At 72.5% G+C, this 15,678-nt stretch carries 13 protein-coding genes and 1 pseudogene; 7 read left to right on the top strand and 7 right to left on the bottom strand.

Features of this window, described 5'->3' with window-relative positions:
• Positions 1 to 44 precede the first annotated feature (44 nt).
• Both AB0A65_RS15795 and AB0A65_RS15790 read right to left on the bottom strand, forming a co-directional pair.
• Positions 45 to 899: a glycoside hydrolase gene (locus AB0A65_RS15795; RefSeq protein WP_359951829.1), complete on the bottom strand. Its 855-nt coding sequence runs from the start codon at positions 897 to 899 to the stop codon at positions 45 to 47.
• A 125-nt stretch (positions 900 to 1,024) separates the two neighbouring features.
• The gene (locus AB0A65_RS15790; RefSeq protein ID WP_359951827.1) at positions 1,025 to 1,591 is read right to left on the bottom strand and encodes a hypothetical protein; all 567 of its coding nucleotides are present in this window, start codon (positions 1,589 to 1,591) and stop codon (positions 1,025 to 1,027) included.
• Positions 1,592 to 1,740: 149 nt separating this feature from the next.
• On the opposite strand from AB0A65_RS15790, the gene AB0A65_RS15785 reads away from it, so the two are divergent.
• Positions 1,741 to 2,703, top strand: a complete 963-nt coding sequence (locus AB0A65_RS15785; RefSeq protein ID WP_359951825.1) for a helix-turn-helix domain-containing protein — start codon at positions 1,741 to 1,743, stop codon at positions 2,701 to 2,703.
• On the opposite strand, the gene AB0A65_RS15780 is transcribed toward AB0A65_RS15785, so the two are convergent.
• The 3 genes and pseudogenes from AB0A65_RS15780 to AB0A65_RS15770 all read right to left on the bottom strand — a co-directional run.
• Complete coding sequence (locus AB0A65_RS15780; RefSeq protein ID WP_359952220.1) at positions 2,700 to 3,974, bottom strand: MFS transporter; 1,275 nt, start codon at positions 3,972 to 3,974, stop codon at positions 2,700 to 2,702. The two genes, AB0A65_RS15785 and AB0A65_RS15780, sit on opposite strands and share 4 nt — an antisense overlap.
• Positions 3,971 to 5,302 (bottom strand): GH1 family beta-glucosidase, encoded by a 1,332-nt coding sequence (locus AB0A65_RS15775; protein WP_359951823.1) that lies wholly within the window; start codon positions 5,300 to 5,302, stop codon positions 3,971 to 3,973. Before AB0A65_RS15775 ends, AB0A65_RS15780 begins: the two co-directional genes overlap by 4 nt.
• A 145-nt stretch (positions 5,303 to 5,447) precedes the next feature.
• Positions 5,448 to 5,840: pseudogene (locus AB0A65_RS15770) on the bottom strand (helix-turn-helix domain-containing protein); the annotation flags it as partial.
• A 367-nt stretch (positions 5,841 to 6,207) separates the two neighbouring features.
• On the opposite strand from AB0A65_RS15770, the gene AB0A65_RS15765 reads away from it, so the two are divergent.
• Positions 6,208 to 7,020, top strand: coding sequence for a phytanoyl-CoA dioxygenase family protein (locus AB0A65_RS15765; protein WP_359951821.1), 813 nt, complete (start codon positions 6,208 to 6,210; stop codon positions 7,018 to 7,020).
• Entirely contained in the window at positions 7,017 to 7,277 is a 261-nt protein-coding gene (locus tag AB0A65_RS15760) for a hypothetical protein (protein WP_359951819.1), read from the top strand. Before AB0A65_RS15765 ends, AB0A65_RS15760 begins: the two co-directional genes overlap by 4 nt.
• 34 nt (positions 7,278 to 7,311) lie before the next feature.
• Here the strand turns inward: AB0A65_RS15760 and AB0A65_RS15755 are convergent, their stop codons facing one another.
• Positions 7,312 to 9,162 (bottom strand): TIM barrel protein, encoded by a 1,851-nt coding sequence (locus tag AB0A65_RS15755; RefSeq protein WP_359952219.1) that lies wholly within the window; start codon positions 9,160 to 9,162, stop codon positions 7,312 to 7,314.
• A gap of 20 nt (positions 9,163 to 9,182) precedes the next feature.
• A complete protein-coding gene (locus AB0A65_RS15750; RefSeq protein WP_359951817.1) occupies positions 9,183 to 10,061 on the bottom strand; it encodes a shikimate dehydrogenase in 879 nt (292 codons plus the stop codon).
• Positions 10,062 to 10,223: 162 nt separating this feature from the next.
• On the opposite strand from AB0A65_RS15750, the gene AB0A65_RS15745 reads away from it, so the two are divergent.
• The 4 genes from AB0A65_RS15745 (at position 10,224) to AB0A65_RS15730 (ending at position 15,586) form a co-directional block, all read left to right on the top strand.
• Positions 10,224 to 10,886 (top strand): TetR family transcriptional regulator, encoded by a 663-nt coding sequence (locus tag AB0A65_RS15745; RefSeq protein ID WP_359951815.1) that lies wholly within the window; start codon positions 10,224 to 10,226, stop codon positions 10,884 to 10,886.
• A 212-nt stretch (positions 10,887 to 11,098) separates the two neighbouring features.
• Positions 11,099 to 12,454, top strand: a complete 1,356-nt coding sequence (locus tag AB0A65_RS15740; RefSeq protein WP_359951813.1) for an MFS transporter — start codon at positions 11,099 to 11,101, stop codon at positions 12,452 to 12,454.
• Positions 12,455 to 12,628: 174 nt separating this feature from the next.
• Positions 12,629 to 14,707 (top strand): PhoX family phosphatase, encoded by a 2,079-nt coding sequence (locus tag AB0A65_RS15735; RefSeq protein ID WP_359951811.1) that lies wholly within the window; start codon positions 12,629 to 12,631, stop codon positions 14,705 to 14,707.
• A gap of 141 nt (positions 14,708 to 14,848) precedes the next feature.
• Positions 14,849 to 15,586: an SDR family oxidoreductase gene (locus AB0A65_RS15730; RefSeq protein ID WP_359951809.1), complete on the top strand. Its 738-nt coding sequence runs from the start codon at positions 14,849 to 14,851 to the stop codon at positions 15,584 to 15,586.
• The last annotated feature ends 92 nt before the right edge of the window (positions 15,587 to 15,678 follow it).

Here is a 15,678-nt window from a genome sequence, read left to right as displayed (position 1 = left end):
AGGGCGCCACCGCCCGGACCGAGGCGATCCGGGCGGCGGGCGATTCAGCCGTTGTTGGTGCGCCCCACGTAGACGTTCTGGGCGCGGTAGAGGGTGTCGCCGGTGGGCCCCGAGGAGCCGGAGGAGCCCTCCATCTGGAGGTTCACGATGATGTTCATGGCCTTGCCGACGAAGTTCGAGCCGGTGTGCGCGGCCTTCCACGTGCCGTCCAGGTAGTAGTGGATCTGCACGTCGGTGGCGCTGGCCTTGGTCATCCAGATCCGGTACTCGTGCCAGGAGCCGGGCGAGGAGACCGGGACGATCGTGTTGTCCCAGGCCCCGTCGTAGGTGTTGAACCAGTTCCGGGCGTCGCCCTTGAACTCCAGGATGTCGCTCTCGGGCGGCCAGGAGTTCGCCCCGGTGATCCAGAACGCCGGCCACGTGCCGGGCGCCGAGGGGGCCTGGAACTGGCCGCGCAGCTCCCAGTTCGGGTAGGTGTCGTTGACGAGGACCTGCCGCTTGGCGTGCATCGCCGCGGAGTGGTAGCGGATCGGCAGGTACGGGTCCTTGCTGGAGTTCCCCTCGTTCCAGGTGATCCGGGTGGCCTTGAGGTTGAGGACCCCGCTGGGCGAGAGCCAGAGGTGGTTGGTGTCCGTTGAGGACGCGTACATGCGGGCGGTGCCGTTGTGGTCGGACCCCCACGGGTACAGGTAGTTCCAGGAGGCTTCGAGGGTGGCGCGGCTGGCGAAGGAGCCGTCGATGAGGGACTCCCAGGCCGCGGCGCCGATCTGCTCGGCGGCCTGGTCGGCGGCCCGTGCCGGGTCGAGGGGGCCGAGGAGGGGCGCGGCCGCGGCGGCGCCCGCCGCCGCCGCGAGCCGCTTGAGGGCCGTGCGCCTGGTGCTGCCCTTGGGTGCGTTCATGTTCAACCGCCTTCGGTACGCGCCGATGCGACCGGAGGTTTCCGATCACATCGAATCATTTCAATATATGGGGCTCATATAATGGTGCAGATCGGGCGCACATTTGTCAACGGTTTCCTACGCGTTCACCCGTTCACGGCGACGACGACCATCGCCGCGGCGGCGATCACGTCGAGGAACATGCAGAACTCGGTCATCGAGCGGACCACGACGCGGCCGTTGTGCCGGTGCCAGGCGTCCCACGCGGCGTGGCCCAGCAGGCCCGCGGCCACGATGTACGCGGCCGCGGCGCCGCCGATCAACAGGACCGCCACAGAGGCCGCACCGAACGCGACCATCGCCAGCGACTGGAGCGGGAACTCCTCGAACGGGCGGGTCGCCCCGCGGACCAGGCCGTACACCGCGAAGACGGCGGCGAAGCCGAGGAGCACCCAGGTGGTGGCGTCCTCCCAGGGCGTGAACCCGGCGGCGCCGATGACCACGAAGGCCACCCAGAACACCGGCCAGGCGGCGCGCGGCCGCTGGAGCGCGGCCGCGCCGAGGTAGACCAGCCCGGAGGCGGTCAGGACGGGCGCCAGGTCGGCGCCGGAGGCGAGGTCGTACGCGATGAACGCGCCGAAGGCGATGCCCGCGGCGGCGGGCCAGAGCCGCAGCAGGCGGTTCCCGGTGAGCTCAGGGGTGCCGGTCGACATTGGAGACTCCTCGTATACCAGGTGGGGGTATCGGACTCCCCCAACGATCCGCCTCCCCCGCGCACCGGTCAAGCCCGCGACCTGCCGAAGTCCGAAATCTTGGGAACCTCGTCTTCCGGACACCGCCCGACCGGACCTACAGTGAGAGGATGGACCCGCACCGCGTGGTCGTCGTCGGCTACGACGACGCCGAACTCCTCGACATCGCCTGCGTCACCACCACTCTCGACGCCGTCAGGCACATCGACCCCGCCTGCCGCTACGACCTCGTCCTCGCCACCCCCGGCGGCGGACCCGTCACCTGCTCCAGCGGGCTCGTCCTCAACGGGCAGGCCGTCCTCGAACGCGTCCGCGGCCCCGTCGGCACGCTCATCGTCTCCGGCGGACTCGGCCACACCGGCGCCGCCGACGACGAGCGGCTCACCGGCCACGTGCGCCGCCTCGCCCGCGAGAGCGAGCGCGTCGCCTCCCTGTGCACCGGCGCGAGCGTCCTCGCCGCCGCCGGGCTCCTCGACGGGCGGCGCGCGACCACCCACTGGCGCTTCGCCGACGAGCTCGCAACGAAGTTCCCGCAGGTCGAAGTGGACCCGCGCCCGATCTGGATCAAGGACGGGAACGTCTACACCGCGGCCGGGGTCACCAGCGCGCTCGACCTCGCGCTGTCGTTCATCGAGGCCGACTTCGGGGCCGACATGGCCCGCTGGGTCTCCCGCGCCATGGTCACCTACCTGCACCGGCCCGGGAACCAGGCGCAGATGAGCATGTTCACCGCCGCGCCGCCCGCCGACCACGACACGGTCCGCAAGGTCGCCGACCACATCGCCGCCTCGCTCGACGGGGACCTGTCGACCGAGGCGCTGGCGCGGCTCGCGCGGGTGAGCCCGCGGCACCTGACGCGGCTGTTCCGCGCCCACCTGCGCCAGACGCCCGGCCGGTACGTCAGGAAGGCCCGCGTCACCTCCGCGGCGCAGCTGCTGTCCTCGACGGACCTGGCGGTGGCGCGGGTGGCCGCGCGCTGCGGGTTCGCCTCGGCGGAGGCGCTGCGGCAGGCGTTCGCGAAGGAGTACGGGATCGCGCCCTCGCGGTACCGGGCCGTCGCGGCCGGTGCCTAGCGCACGGACTTGATGGGCCACACCAGGATGCCGCCGAGGAGCGTGACGCCCGCGGCGACGGCGTACAGCCCGGCGTAGCCGCCGAACCCGGCGATGATCGGCGCGGCCAGGGCCGGGCCGAGGACCTGCGGGACGGTGGAGGCGATGTTGATGATGCCGAGGTCCTTGGCGCGGTCGGTGGCGGCGGGGAGCACCTGCGTGATGAGGGCCTGGTCGACCGAGAGGTAGACGCCGAACCCGGCGCCCATGACCGCGGCGGCGACGATCGCCGCGGGCCAGGTGTGCCAGAAGACGAGGATGAGCGCGGCCGCGGTGATGACCACTGAGGACGCGGTGACGAGGGCCTTGCGGCGCCCGATCCGGTCGGAGACGACGCCTCCGGCGACGGCCGTGGCGATGACGCCGCCGGTGTACAGGAGTGTCAGGATGAGCACGCCCTGCTCGGGGTCGGGGTAGTGGACGGCGTCGTCGAGGAAGTACAGCAGGTAGAGCGTCCCGGTGGCGTTGCCGAGCATCACGAGGAACCGGGTGAACCAGGCCCACGCGAAGTCGGGGTGGGCCTTCGGGGAGACCCAGAACGTGTCGAGCACGGCCCGCCAGGAGAACGGCGGGCGGGCGCGGCGCGGCAGGGGCGGGTCGGGCGTGGCGAGGATGAACGGGAGGGCCATCGCGGCCGCGGCGAGGCCGATCACGATGTAGCCCATGGAAAGGTCCGTCACGAGCATGGTGACGATGACGGCGCCGACGACGAGCCCGAGGGCCTGCGGGAAGCCGATCCAGCCGGAGACGACGGCCCGCTGGCGCACGGGCACGTGGTCGGGGATGCCGGCGTTGAGGCTGGCGTACCCGGCGTTCAGGGCGGCCTGGGCGAGGCACCAGCACACGAGGACGCCGAGGACGGAGGTCTGGAACCCCAGGAGGCACAGGGCGGCCGCCCCGGCCACGACGCCACCGAGGGTCCAGGGGTGGCGGCGGCCGAAGCGCCCGGTGGTGCGGTCGGAGAGGGCCCCGGCGAGGGGGTTGGCGACGACGGCGACGAGCGCGCCGATGCCGGTGACGAGCCCGAACGCGGCGACCTTCCCGTCCTCGTCGATCGCTTCGAGCTGCAGGGGCAGGAGCACCTGGATGGGGGTGAAGAACGCCATGTAGAGGCCGAGCATGGCGGTGGTGATGCCGCCGATCCAGACGCGGCCGACGTTGCGCACGGGTTCGGCCAGCGCGGCGGCGGGAGCGGCTTCGGGGGCGTCGGGGGCGGGCGGGGCGGTGGTCATCGCCGCTGCTCGGCGATGAGGGCCGCGTAGCGGTCGAAGGAGTCCTTCGGGGTCCGGGTCAGGGTCGCGAAGTCGACGTGGACGAGGCCGAACCGCTGGTGGTAGCCCTCGGCCCACTCGAAGTTGTCGAGGAGGCTCCACACCAGGTACCCGCGGACGTCGGCGCCCTGCTCGACGGCGGCGGCGACGGCCTTGACGTGCGCTTCGAGGTAGTCGATGCGGGCCTGGTCGCGGATGCGGCCGTCGGCGTCGGGCTCGACGTCGTAGGAGCAGCCGTTCTCGGTGACCCACAGGGGCGGGAGGGCGGGGCCGTAGTCGGCGGTGAGCTCCAGGAGAGTCTGGGTGAGGCCGGAGGGGATGACGGGCCAGCCGAAGTCGGTGGTGTTGACGTGCTCGAACTCGGCGAGTTCGAAGGGGAGCGGGGTGGTGCCGGGCTCGGGGACGGTGACGCGGGTGGGGTTGTAGTAGTTGACGCCGAGGCCGTCGATGGGGGCCTTGATGGCGTCGAGGTCGCCGTCCTTGACGAACGGGAGGGGCCCGGCGAGGCCGAAGCCGTCGAGGTCGGGGTAGGCGCCGAGGAGGACGGGGTCGGTGAAGAGGCGGCGGTGGAGGGTGTCGTAGGCGCGGGCGGCCTCGGTGTCGGCTTCGCTGCCGCTGTAGGGGATCGCGGGGGTGTAGGAGTTGGTGAGCATGACGTGGGGGGCTCCGGCGGCGCGGAGGGCGGCGGTGGCGAGGCCGTGGCCGAGGAGCTGGTGGTGGGCGGCGGGGAGCGCGTCGAGGAGGTAGGTGTGGCCGGGGGCGTGCTGGCCGAGGGCGTACCCGAGGGCCATGTGCTCGAAGGGCTCGTTGAGGGTGATCCAGTGGCGCACGCGGTCGCCGAGGCGGTCGGCGACCGCGGCGGCGTAGGCGGCGAAGCGGTGGGCGGTGTCGCGGTCGAGCCAGCCGCCGCGGTCTTCGAGGGCCTGCGGGAGGTCCCAGTGGAAGAGCGTGGGCATGGGGGTGACGCCGGCGTCGACGAGGCGGTCGTAGAACGCGAGGCCGGGTTCGTTGACCGCTTGTCCGTCGGGTTGGACGCGGGGCCAGGCGATGGAGAAGCGGTAGGCGTCGGCGCCGAGGCGGCGCAGGAGGGCGACGTCCTCTTCGTAGCGGTGGTAGTGGTCGCAGGCGGTGGCGGCGGTGTGGCCGTCGCGGACCTTCCCGGGCGTCGCGGTGAACGCGTCCCAGACGGACGGGCCGCGCCCGTCCTCGTCCACGGCCCCTTCGATCTGGAACGCCGAGGTGGCGGTCCCCCAGACGAATCCCTCGGGCAGGCGCGGTATGGCGGCCACGGGCACCTCCGAACGTGACGTGAGTTACGTTCGTGAAGATACCAGGTCGTGAACCGGCCGGTAACCCCGCTTGGGGGCGCCCGGCGGCGCGGATCGCGCGGGGCGGGGCGCCGAGTTCGCGGCGGCACGCCTTGTTGAACGCCTGGAGGTCTGGCACGCCGACGGCGGCGGCGACGGCCGCGATCGACAGGGTCGACTCGGTGAGCAGGTGCCGGGCGCGTTCGAGACGCCTGCGGCGGATGTGGGCGACGACCGTGGTGCCGGTGGCGGCGCCGAACAGGCGCGTGAGGTGGTTGTGGGACAGGCCGACCGCGGCGGCGATGCCGGGGACGGTGAGGGGCCGCGGGAGGTTCGCCTCGATGTGGGCGAGGGCGGCGGCGACGGCGGGGTGGTGCCCGGGTTCGGCCGGGAGCTCGGTGAGGCGCCACAGCACGGTCCAGACCTCGGCGGCGGCGCGGGCGGGGGTGCGGGGCTGGGCGGCGACGGCCCGGCGGAGGGCCTCGGCGACGGCGGCGCGGGCGTCCCCGGCGTCGCGCATGACGGGGACCTCGTGCGCCGCACCGGCCTCGGCGAGTCGGAAGTGGACGTAGAGGTGCTCGGAGGGGCCGCGGTAGCGGAACAGGGCCTCGGTGTCGGGCGGGATGAGGCTGATGCGGCCGGGGCGGATCGCGTGGCGGGTGCCGCCGACGTGGAGGTCGGCCTCGTAGTCGTAGAGGTGGAGCTGCCACAGGTCGGGGAGGCGGAAGCGCTCCTCGTCGATGCCTCGGCCGTGGAGGCCGACCCCGGCCTGGACGGTGGCGGGCGGGGAGGCGAGGTGGAGACGGACGCGCTGCATGGGGAGAATCGACCACCAGTCGGTGATTACGGCCAACGACAGGGCCGAGGATAGTTCGTAGGGTCGGTGCATGGCAACCACTGATCATCTGCTGTCCTCGGTCGAGGTCGCGCGGTTCGTCGCGCACGGCTTCCACCGCATGGACGCCGTCGTCCCCGCCGAGCTGAACGAAGCGGCCATAGACGCCTTCGACGCCGGAGTCCCGGTGGTCTACCGGGGCGAGCCGGTCGCGAAGGTGTTCGAGGAGGGGTCGTTCCCGCGGCGCCTGCTCGACGTCCCGGCGGTAGCCGGGGCGCTCCGCAGCCTCGTCGGCCCCGACCCGCTCGTGGACCACCAGGCGCTGCATGTGCGCGAGCCGCACGAGGGGTCGGCCCAGCCGCTCCACGGCGACGCGATCATCGACACCCGCGCGGACGCGTTCGACGTGCAGCTCATGTACTACCCGCACGAGGTCACCGGGACCATGGGCGGCACCCTGTCCGTGCCCGGCTCGCACCTGCGCCGCACCAACGAGTCCGACACCGGGCGGTACCAGAACCTGCGCGGCCAGACGCGGCTGACGTGCCCGGCCGGGACGGTGGTGCTGCTGCACCACGGTATCTGGCACGGGGGGCGGCGCAACGACTCCGACACCCGCCGCTACATGTACAAGATCCGGTTCAACCCGACGGTGCCGCAGGTGCGGCTGTGGGACACCGCGGACCTGGAAGACCCGCGGATCGCCGAGGAGCTGTCGGTGTACTTCCCGTGGTGCGAGCACGCCACCGGGCGGCTGGAGGTCTACAACCGCATCAAGCTGTGGCGGGCCCTGACCGGGAACGCCTCGTTCGACATCGACCTGTGGGCGACGCGCGTCGCCAACCGCCCGGGGAGGGCCGCATGAAGCAGCAAGTCCTTGTGATGTACCTGAACACGTCGGGGCTCGACTCGGAGGTCCTCGCGTGGTCCTTCTACGACGGCACCGGCAAGACCGACCCGACGACGGGCGACAGCGACCTGCCGCCGTACGACACGGGCGTGGAGGCGCTGCGGGACGGCTGGCGGCTGTTCCAGGCGTCGCAGCTGATGCCGCCGTATCCGGGGCACGAGTACGACACGTCGTTCCTCAAGCACGAGTTCTGGTTCGAGAAGCTCGAATAGGACGGTAGGGGCCCGGGCCTCTCGGCCCGGGCCCTCATGCGCTGCGGCGCAGGCGGTCGCGGCGGTGGGCGGCCATGCGGACGGGGGCGTTCAGGGCGCCGTAGCCGAGGTACCCGCCGGTGCGCTGCACGACCTCGAAGAAGACGCGGGAGCCGAGCACGGGCGTGTAGCAGTGCAGGAACTCGCCGTCCGCGTCGCGGTCGTACAGGAGCTCGTGGTCGCGCAGCAGGTCGAGGCGCTCGGGCGGCGGGGCCAGGCGCGCGTCGAGGTCCTCGTAGTAGTTCGCGGGGATCTCCAAAAGCAGCCCGGCGGCGCGCAGCCGCGTTGCGGCCGCGGTGATGTCGTCGGTCGCGAAGGCGACGTGCTGCGGGTGCGGGACGGCGGGGGCCCAGCCGCCCCGGCGGACCGCCGCGACGCTCAGGGCGATCCGGACCCGGTGCCGGGCGTCGGCCAGCGCGAGGCTGCGCATGAGCCCGAAGGGGGCCGCGACCTCGGCGGGCGTCTCGGGGTCGAGGCCGAAGACGGTGCGGTAGAACAGGGCCGCGCCGTCGAAGTCGTCGGTCTGCTGCGTCAGGGCCACGTGGTCGACGCTGTGGAGGCCCGCGCCGGTCTCGGCGGGGGCGCCGGTCGGGGCGAAGTCGGCGCGCCAGCCCGCGTCGGTGTCAGTGCCGTTGAAGTCGGTGCCGCTGAAGTCAGTGCCGCTGAAAAACGTGCGGCAGAAGAACACCGAGGTGCCGCCGGGGGCGGCGACGGCGGCGAGGTCCGCTTCACCGGCTTGGGTGTGGCGCGGCAGGATCGGGGCGAGGAGCCGTTCGGCCCGGCGGGCCGAGGCGGGCGGGTCGGTGCTCTCGACGGCGATGGCGGCGACCGCGGTCGCACCCTCGGCCGCGGCGGCCCGGTTGACGAGGATGCGGGCGCTCCCCTGCTCCCACAGGTCCACGGGTTTGGAGCGGTGCTCGCCGCTGCGGGTGAAGCCGAGCGCGTCGAGGGCCCCGGCGACCTCGGCGTCGGCGCCGGGACCGGCGCCGATCTCCACGAACGCGACGCCGTCGAGGCGCGGCGGCGCGGGCAGTGCGGTGTCCACAGAGGCGCCCTCCTGGAGGCCGAGCAGCGACCGCAGGGCGTCGACGGCGGCGACGCGCGGGTCCGACTGGCGGAACACGTCGTTGAAGACTTCGAGCGAGAGCGGCCCCGTGTAGCCGGTGTCCAGGACGGTGCGCAGGAACGCGGCGAGGTCGAACGCGCCCTGGCCGGGGAACAGCCGGTGGTGGCGGCTCCACTGGAGGACGTCCATGTCCAGGCGCGGGGCGTCGGCGAGCTGGAGGAAGAACAGCTTCTCGGGCGGGATCACGCGGATCGCCGAAGTGTCGGACCCGCGGGAGAGGATGTGGAAGCTGTCGAGGCACAGGCCGAGTGAGGGGTGGTCGGCTCGTCGGACGATCCGCCAGGCCCGGTCGAAGGTCGAGACGTGGCGGCCCCAGGCGAGGGCCTCGTAGGCGATGCGCACGCCGTGGGCGGCGGCGCGCTCGGAGAGGAGGTGCAGGTGCTCGGCGGCCAGGTCGTCGTCGTCCACTGAGTCCGGGTGGACGGTGGAGCACACGAGGAGGAGGTCGGCGCCCAGGCGCTCCATGACCTGGAACTTGTGCTCGGCCCGGCGCAGGTTCGCGGCCAGGAGCGGCGGCGGGACGGCCTCGAAGTCGCGCAGCGGCTGGTACAGGTCGATGGTGAGGCCGAGGTCGGCGCAGCGGGCGCGCACGTCCTCGGGGGTGTCGGCGGCCGCGACGAGGTCGGGCTCGAAGATCTCGACGCCGTCGAAGCCGGCGGCCGCGGCGGCGGTGAGCTTGTCGTCGAGGGTGCCGGAGAGGCACACGGTGGCGATGCCCATGGGGTGCACGGGGTTCCTCCTCAGCGGGCGGCGGCGAGCGCGTCGAAGTGGCGGAGCATCCGGTCCGCGTCGGGTTCGGTGCCGGTGAACAGCCGGAAGGAGTCCACGGCCTGGTAGACGGCCATGCGGCCGCCGTCCAGGACGCGGCATCCGGCGGCGCGGGCGGCGGCGAGCAGCTCGGTCTCCAGGGGGAAGTACACGACCTCGGCGACCCACAGGCCCGGGTGCAGGAGTTCGGGCGGGACGGCGGTGCCGGGGTGCGCGGCCATGCCGGTGGGCGTGGCGTGGACGAGGCCGTCGGCACCTTCGAGCGCGGCCGCGAAGCCGCCCGCGGGCCCGGCGGTGATGCGCTCGCGTCCGAAGTGGGCGCCGAGGGCGTCCACGAGGCGGGCGCTGCGGTGCGCGTCGAGGTCGAGGACGTGGACGTGCCCGGCGCCGATGCCCAGCAGCGCGTGGGCGACGGCCGCGCCGGCGCCGCCCGCGCCGAGGAGCACGACGCGGTCGAGGCGGGCCCCGGCGAGGCCGCCCATGGCGCTGCGGGCGAACCCGGAGGCGTCGGTGTTGTAGCCGACGGCCTTGCCGCCCTTGAACAGGACGGTGTTCACCGCGCCGAGGACGGCGGCCTCCTCCGAGAGCGCGTCGAGGTGGGCGATGACGGCCTGCTTGACGGGGTGGGTGACGTTCAGCCCGGTGTAGCCGGTGAGCCGCGCGGCCGCGAGCAGGTCGCCGATCCGGTCGGGCCCGACCCCGAGTTCGAGGAGGTCGAGGCGCCGGTACTGGTAGCGCAGGCCCAGTTCGTGGGCCTCGCGCTCGTGGAGCGCGGGGCTGAGCGAGGGCCCGATCCCGGCGCCGACGAGGCCGATGAGGTGCGCGCCGGGAGCGCCGAAGTCTGTGGGCACGGGGTCTCCTCGCCGTTCGGCTTCTTTGTACGAACTAGTTACTTCAACCTAGCAACCTTGCGCCCGTTTGAAAAGGGGGCCCGGCGGGAACGGCGCGGCCGACTCCGTCCAGCCGCTCCGCGGCCTCGCGAGTTACAGTTGCGGTTCCGCCACTCCCCCGACATGAGGTCCCGCTTGAGCACCCGAGAGACCGCCCCGGCCGCCGACCGCGTCCGCGACCCCCAGCGCACCCGGGCCGAGATCCTCGAAGTCGCCACGAGCGAGTTCGCCGCCAACGGCTACGCGGGCGCCCGCGTCGACGAGATCGCCGCGAAGACCCGCACCACCAAGCGGATGATCTACTACTACTTCGAGTCCAAGCAGGGCCTCTACCTCGCCGTCCTCGAACAGGCGTACTCGGTGATCCGGTCCCTGGAGAGCGGCCTCGACGTCGAGCACCTCGACCCGCTCGCCGCCCTGCGCGAACTCGCCGAGCTCACCTTCGACCACCACGAGTCGCACCCCGACTTCATCCGCCTGGTCTCCATCGAGAACATCCACGGCGCCAAGCACCTCGCCCAGTCCGCGATGCTCCCCGGCCTGTCCGCGCCGGTCCTCGACGTCATCGGCCGGATCCTCGAACGCGGCCGCGCCGAGGGCGTGCTCCGCGAGGACGTGGACGCCCTCGACGTCCACATGCTCATCAGCGCCTACTGCGTCTTCCGCATCGCCAACCGGCACACGTTCAGCACGATCTTCGGCCGCGACCTGCTCGACCCGGGCCGCCGCGAGCACTACCGGGCCATGCTCGGCGACCTCGTCGTCGAGCACCTCGCCAAGCGCTGACCACACCCGCAACTCCCGCAACATCGATGGGCCGCAATGCCTGTCGGGTGCCGACCTGCGCGTTTCCGTGCCCTGCACCCTCTTGACAGCGCCGCCGCGCTGGCGAATGATCGGGGATTAACCAAGCAGTACATAACTATCCAGTACGTTCATCACCTGTGGTGAACGGCTGGCACCCCCCGCCGCCCCTGCAATGGCGCAAGGAGATCACCGTGTCCGACCACCCCGCCCCCCGACCGCCGGGCCCCGACCACCGCGGCAAGCCCAGGCGCACCGCCGTCGCCGCCTGGATCGGCTCCGCCCTGGAGTACTACGACTTCTTCATCTACGGGACCGCCGCCGCCCTCGTGTTCGGGAAGGTCTTCTTCCCCACCGAGCACGCCGCGACCGGCACCCTCCTCGCCATCGGCACCTTCGGCGTGGGCTACGCCGCCCGCCCCATCGGCGCGGTCATCCTCGGCCACGTCGGCGACCGCTTCGGCCGCAAGCGGGTCCTGGTGTTCACGCTGCTCCTCATGGGCGCCACCACGTTCCTCGTCGGCTGCCTCCCCAGCTACGAGACCATCGGTGTCGCCGCGCCGATCCTGCTGGTCACCCTGCGGCTCCTCCAGGGCCTGTCGGCCGCGGGCGAGCAGGCCAGCGCCAACTCGATGAGCCTGGAGCACGCGCCTGCGCACCGGCGGGCGTTCTTCACGTCCTGGACGCTCAGCGGCACGCAGGCCGGGCAGCTCATCGCCACCGCCGCGTTCCTGCCCGTCGCGGCCCTCCCCGAGGAGGACCTCCTGTCGTGGGGCTGGCGGATCCCGTTCTGGGCCAGCGTCATCATGGTCGTCGTCGGGTACATCATCCGCCGCCGCATCGAGGAGACCCCGGTCTTCGAGGACGAGGCCAAGGCCGGGAACACCGTGAAGCTGCCGCTCGCGGTCCTCATGCGCGACCACTGGGCCGACGTGCTGCGCGTGGTGTGCGCGGCGCTCATCGCGTCGGTGTCCACGATCTTCACCGTCTACGCACTGACGTACGCGGTGAACACCGTGGGCCTGGAGCGGACCCCGATGCTGTGGGTCGGCGTCGCGGCGAACCTCCTCGCGGTCGCGCTCATCCCCCTGTGGGGCGGGGCCGCGGACCGGTTCGGGCGCAAGCCGGTGTTCCTGTTCGGATCGCTCGGGTGCGGGGTGCTCATCTTCCCGTACCTGTGGGCGATCTCGGTCGGGAACTGGGCGCTCATCTTCGGGCTCGGGATCGTCCTGTTCGGGCTCGTGTACCAGGCGGCGAACGCGACCTGGCCGTCGTTCTACGGGGAGATGTTCACCGCGCGCGTGCGCCTGTCGGGCATGGCGATCGGCACGCAGATCGGGTTCGCGATCAGCGGGTTCCTGCCCACGATCGCGGTCGCCCTGGAGGGCGCCGACAAGGGCGCGTGGGTGCGCGTGGCCGTGTTCACCGCGGTCATGTGCCTGGTCAACGCGATCGCGGTGTTCACCGCGCGCGAGACGTTCAAGGTCCCGACCGAGCGGCTGGGCCTGAAGGAGACGCCGGTGCGGGCCGGGGCGGGCGCCGCGGACTGATCCGTTTCGCCCTCGCCTCGGTCGATTCCTCTATACCGTGGCGAGGGCGTTCTCCTGGTGTTCATTCGACGTTGGTGGAACCGCTCACCCGTGCCGCATAGCGTCCGGGGCGAGAGACAACCGAACGCGACGACCCCCGCCCGCGTTCCCCATCGGACTGCCATGGAGAAGCGAATGCAACCCCAGATCCCGGAACGACGCCGCCTTCAGGTCTTCCCGTCGGTGCACGGCGGGCGCTCGGCGCTGACGTGCAAGTACCGCTGCGGCGACGCGTGCAGCCACGACGTGCCGAACACCTCCGACAACGAGTACCTGGGCGACGTGATCGCCAAGGCCGTCTCGCGCCGCGGCCTGTTCAAGGGCGGCGTGGCGGCGGGCCTGGTCGTCGGCGCCACCGGTGCGCTCGCGGGCTCCGCCGCGGCCGCCGAGACCGACGGCGCCTCGTCGGCGACGCGCTGGGGCCGCGGCCCGAAGGGCCTGGACTTCGACGCGGTCGCGCCGAACCGGGCCGACGCCGTGTCCGTGCCGGACGGGTACGAGCCGCAGGTCGTGATCGCCTGGGGCGACCCGATCCTCGACGGTGCGCCGGAGTTCGACCCCGAGAACCAGACGCCCGAGTCGCAGGCCGGCCAGTTCGGCTACAACAACGACTACACGGCGCTGCTCGACCACCCGGACGACCGCCGCAAGAAGGTCCTCGTGTGCAACCACGAGTACACCACCGAGAGCTCCATGCTCCCGGACTACGACGAGGCCGCCCCCACCGAGGACCAGATCCGCATCGGCCTGGCCGCGCACGGCCTGTCGGTCGTCACGGTCAAGGAGGACCGCCGCACCGGCGCCCTGACCCCCGTCGTCGGCGACGAGCTCAACCGCCGCATCACCGCCGAGACGCCGTTCGTGATCTCCGGCCCGGCCGCGGGCTCGGACCTGCTGAAGACCACCGCCGACGCCGAGGGCGCGACCGCGCTGGGCACGCTGAACAACTGCGCGGGCGGGACCACCCCGTGGGGCACGATCCTCTCGGGCGAGGAGAACTTCAACCAGTACTTCGCGAACTTCGCGACCATGACCGACGCCGACCAGAAGGCGAAGCTCGCCCGCTACGGCTTCTCCGGCGGGGCGTCGGCGCGCAAGTGGGAGCAGTACGACCCGCGCTTCGACCTGGCCCAGGAGCCCAACGAGCCCAACCGGTTCGGGTGGATCGTGGAGCTGGACCCCTACGACCCCGAGTGGGCGCCGCGCAAGCGGACCGCGCTGGGCCGCTTCAAGCACGAGGGCGCGGGCCCGCGCCTGGCGCGCGACGGCCGCGTCGTGGTCTACATGGGCGACGACGAGCGCTTCGACTACATGTACAAGTTCGTGTCCAAGGAGAAGATGAAGTCGGGGAACTCGCGGCGCGCCCGCGAGCACAACCGCAAGCTCCTCGACGAGGGCACCCTGTACGTCGCGCGGTTCACCGGCGACAGCCCCGCCGCCGAGATCGACGGCACGGGCGCGCTCCCCTCCGACGGCCAGTTCGACGGCTCCGGCGAGTGGATCAAGCTCGCGTCCGGGACCACGTCGTACGTGGACGGCTTCTCGGCCGAGGAGGTCTACGTGTGGACCCGCCAGGCCGCCGACAAGGTCGGGGCGACCAAGATGGACCGCCCCGAGGACGTCGAGCCGAGCCCCAAGACCGGCAAGGTGTACGTGGCGCTCACGAACAACACCAACCGCGGCACCGGCTCGAACGCGAAGGCCGACGAGGCGAACCCGCGCAACGCGAACAAGCACGGCCAGATCCTGGAGCTGACCGAGCGCCGCGACGACCCCACGTCCCTGACGTTCGGCTGGAACCTGCTGCTGGTCTGCGGCGACCCGGCCGCGGCCGACACCTACTTCGGGGGCTTCCCGAAGGACCAGGTCTCCCCGATCTCCTGCCCCGACAACGTGGCGTTCGACCCGTACGGGAACCTGTGGATCTCCACCGACGGCAACGCGCTCGGCTCGAACGACGGCCTGTTCGCCGTCGCCCTCGAAGGGCGCTACCGCGGCCTGACCAAGCAGTTCCTCACCGTGCCGATCGGCGCCGAGACCTGCGGCCCGGTCGTCCAGGAGAAGCACATCCTGGTCGCGGCCCAGCACCCGGGCGAGCTCTCCGGCGCGTCCTACGACAACCCGCTCTCGGAGTGGCCCGACGGCCCCGGCTCGATCCCGCGCCCGGCGGTCGTGAACGTGACCACCGACCGCTTCGACAACATCGGCTGCTAGATCACTGAACGAGAGGCGGCGCCCGGTCCCGGGCGCCGCCTCTCGGCGTCTCTGAGGGCGGGACCGCGGTTGCCGCACCGGTTCGGCGGCGGCTAGGTTCGACCGGGCCGAAGCGCGGTCCGCCGACTTGGAGGTCCGCTCATGCCCGTCGCACTCGTCTCCGGCGCCTCCCGCGGGCTCGGCGCGGTCATCGCCCGCCGCCTCGCCGCCGACGGGCACGCCGTCGCCGTCAACTACGGGACCAGCAGGGAAGGCGCCGAAAAGGTCGTCGCCGACATCCGCGCCGCGGGCGGCACCGCGGCCGCGTTCGGCGCCGACGTCACCGACGAGGCCGCGGTCGCCGACCTCGCGGACCGGGTCCGCGCCGAACTCGGCCCCGTGACGGTGCTGGTGGCGAACGCGACCGGCCCGCAGCCCGAGACTCCCGTGGACCGGCTCGAATGGGCCGACCACCTCGCGCAGCTGGAGTTCTTCGTGAAGAGCCCGACGCTCCTGCTGCGCGCGTTCCTCCCGGACATGCGCGCCGCGGGCGGCGGGCGGGTCGTGCAGATCGGCTCGGACATGTTCGAGCGGGCGCTGCCGGGCTGGTCGGCGTACGTGGCCGCGAAGGGCGCCCAGTGGGGGCTGACGCGCTCGTGGGCGCGGGAGCTGGGGCCGGACGGGATCACCGTGAACCTGGTGGCGCCAGGGTGGACGCCGGTGGAGCGGCACGGGGAGCTGACGGACGCGGACGTGGCGGGGTACCTCGCCGACGTCCCGATGGGGCGCATGGGCGTCCCCGAGGACGTCGCGGCCGCGGTGTCCTACCTGGCCTCCGACGCGGCGGCGTTCGTGACGGGCCAGCGCCTGACCGTCAACGGCGGCCACACGATCGACTGACGATCCGACTGCTTCTCTTGTCCATGCGACCGGGCCGGCCGCGGGGGGTCGCCCCGCGGCCGGCCCGGTCGTTCTGGGCGGCAAGGTCTCCG

Source organism: Glycomyces sp. NPDC047010 (genome assembly GCF_040644205.1).
Taxonomy (GTDB): domain Bacteria; phylum Actinomycetota; class Actinomycetes; order Mycobacteriales; family Micromonosporaceae; genus Glycomyces.
This window is presented reverse-complemented; position numbering and strand designations above follow the sequence as displayed.

Bases quoted from the DNA above. Each gene is read 5' to 3' on its own strand.
- AB0A65_RS15795 (WP_359951829.1), bottom strand. From the start codon at position 899: ATGAACGCACCCAAGGGCAGCACCAGGCGCACGGCCCTCAAGCGGCTC.
- AB0A65_RS15790 (WP_359951827.1), bottom strand. From the start codon at position 1,591: ATGTCGACCGGCACCCCTGAGCTCACCGGGAACCGCCTGCTGCGGCTC.
- AB0A65_RS15785 (WP_359951825.1), top strand. From the start codon at position 1,741: ATGGACCCGCACCGCGTGGTCGTCGTCGGCTACGACGACGCCGAACTC.
- AB0A65_RS15780 (WP_359952220.1), bottom strand. From the start codon at position 3,974: ATGACCACCGCCCCGCCCGCCCCCGACGCCCCCGAAGCCGCTCCCGCC.
- AB0A65_RS15765 (WP_359951821.1), top strand. From the start codon at position 6,208: ATGGCAACCACTGATCATCTGCTGTCCTCGGTCGAGGTCGCGCGGTTC.
- AB0A65_RS15760 (WP_359951819.1), top strand. From the start codon at position 7,017: ATGAAGCAGCAAGTCCTTGTGATGTACCTGAACACGTCGGGGCTCGAC.
- AB0A65_RS15755 (WP_359952219.1), bottom strand. From the start codon at position 9,162: ATGGGCATCGCCACCGTGTGCCTCTCCGGCACCCTCGACGACAAGCTC.
- AB0A65_RS15745 (WP_359951815.1), top strand. From the start codon at position 10,224: ATGAGGTCCCGCTTGAGCACCCGAGAGACCGCCCCGGCCGCCGACCGC.
- AB0A65_RS15735 (WP_359951811.1), top strand. From the start codon at position 12,629: ATGCAACCCCAGATCCCGGAACGACGCCGCCTTCAGGTCTTCCCGTCG.
- AB0A65_RS15730 (WP_359951809.1), top strand. From the start codon at position 14,849: ATGCCCGTCGCACTCGTCTCCGGCGCCTCCCGCGGGCTCGGCGCGGTC.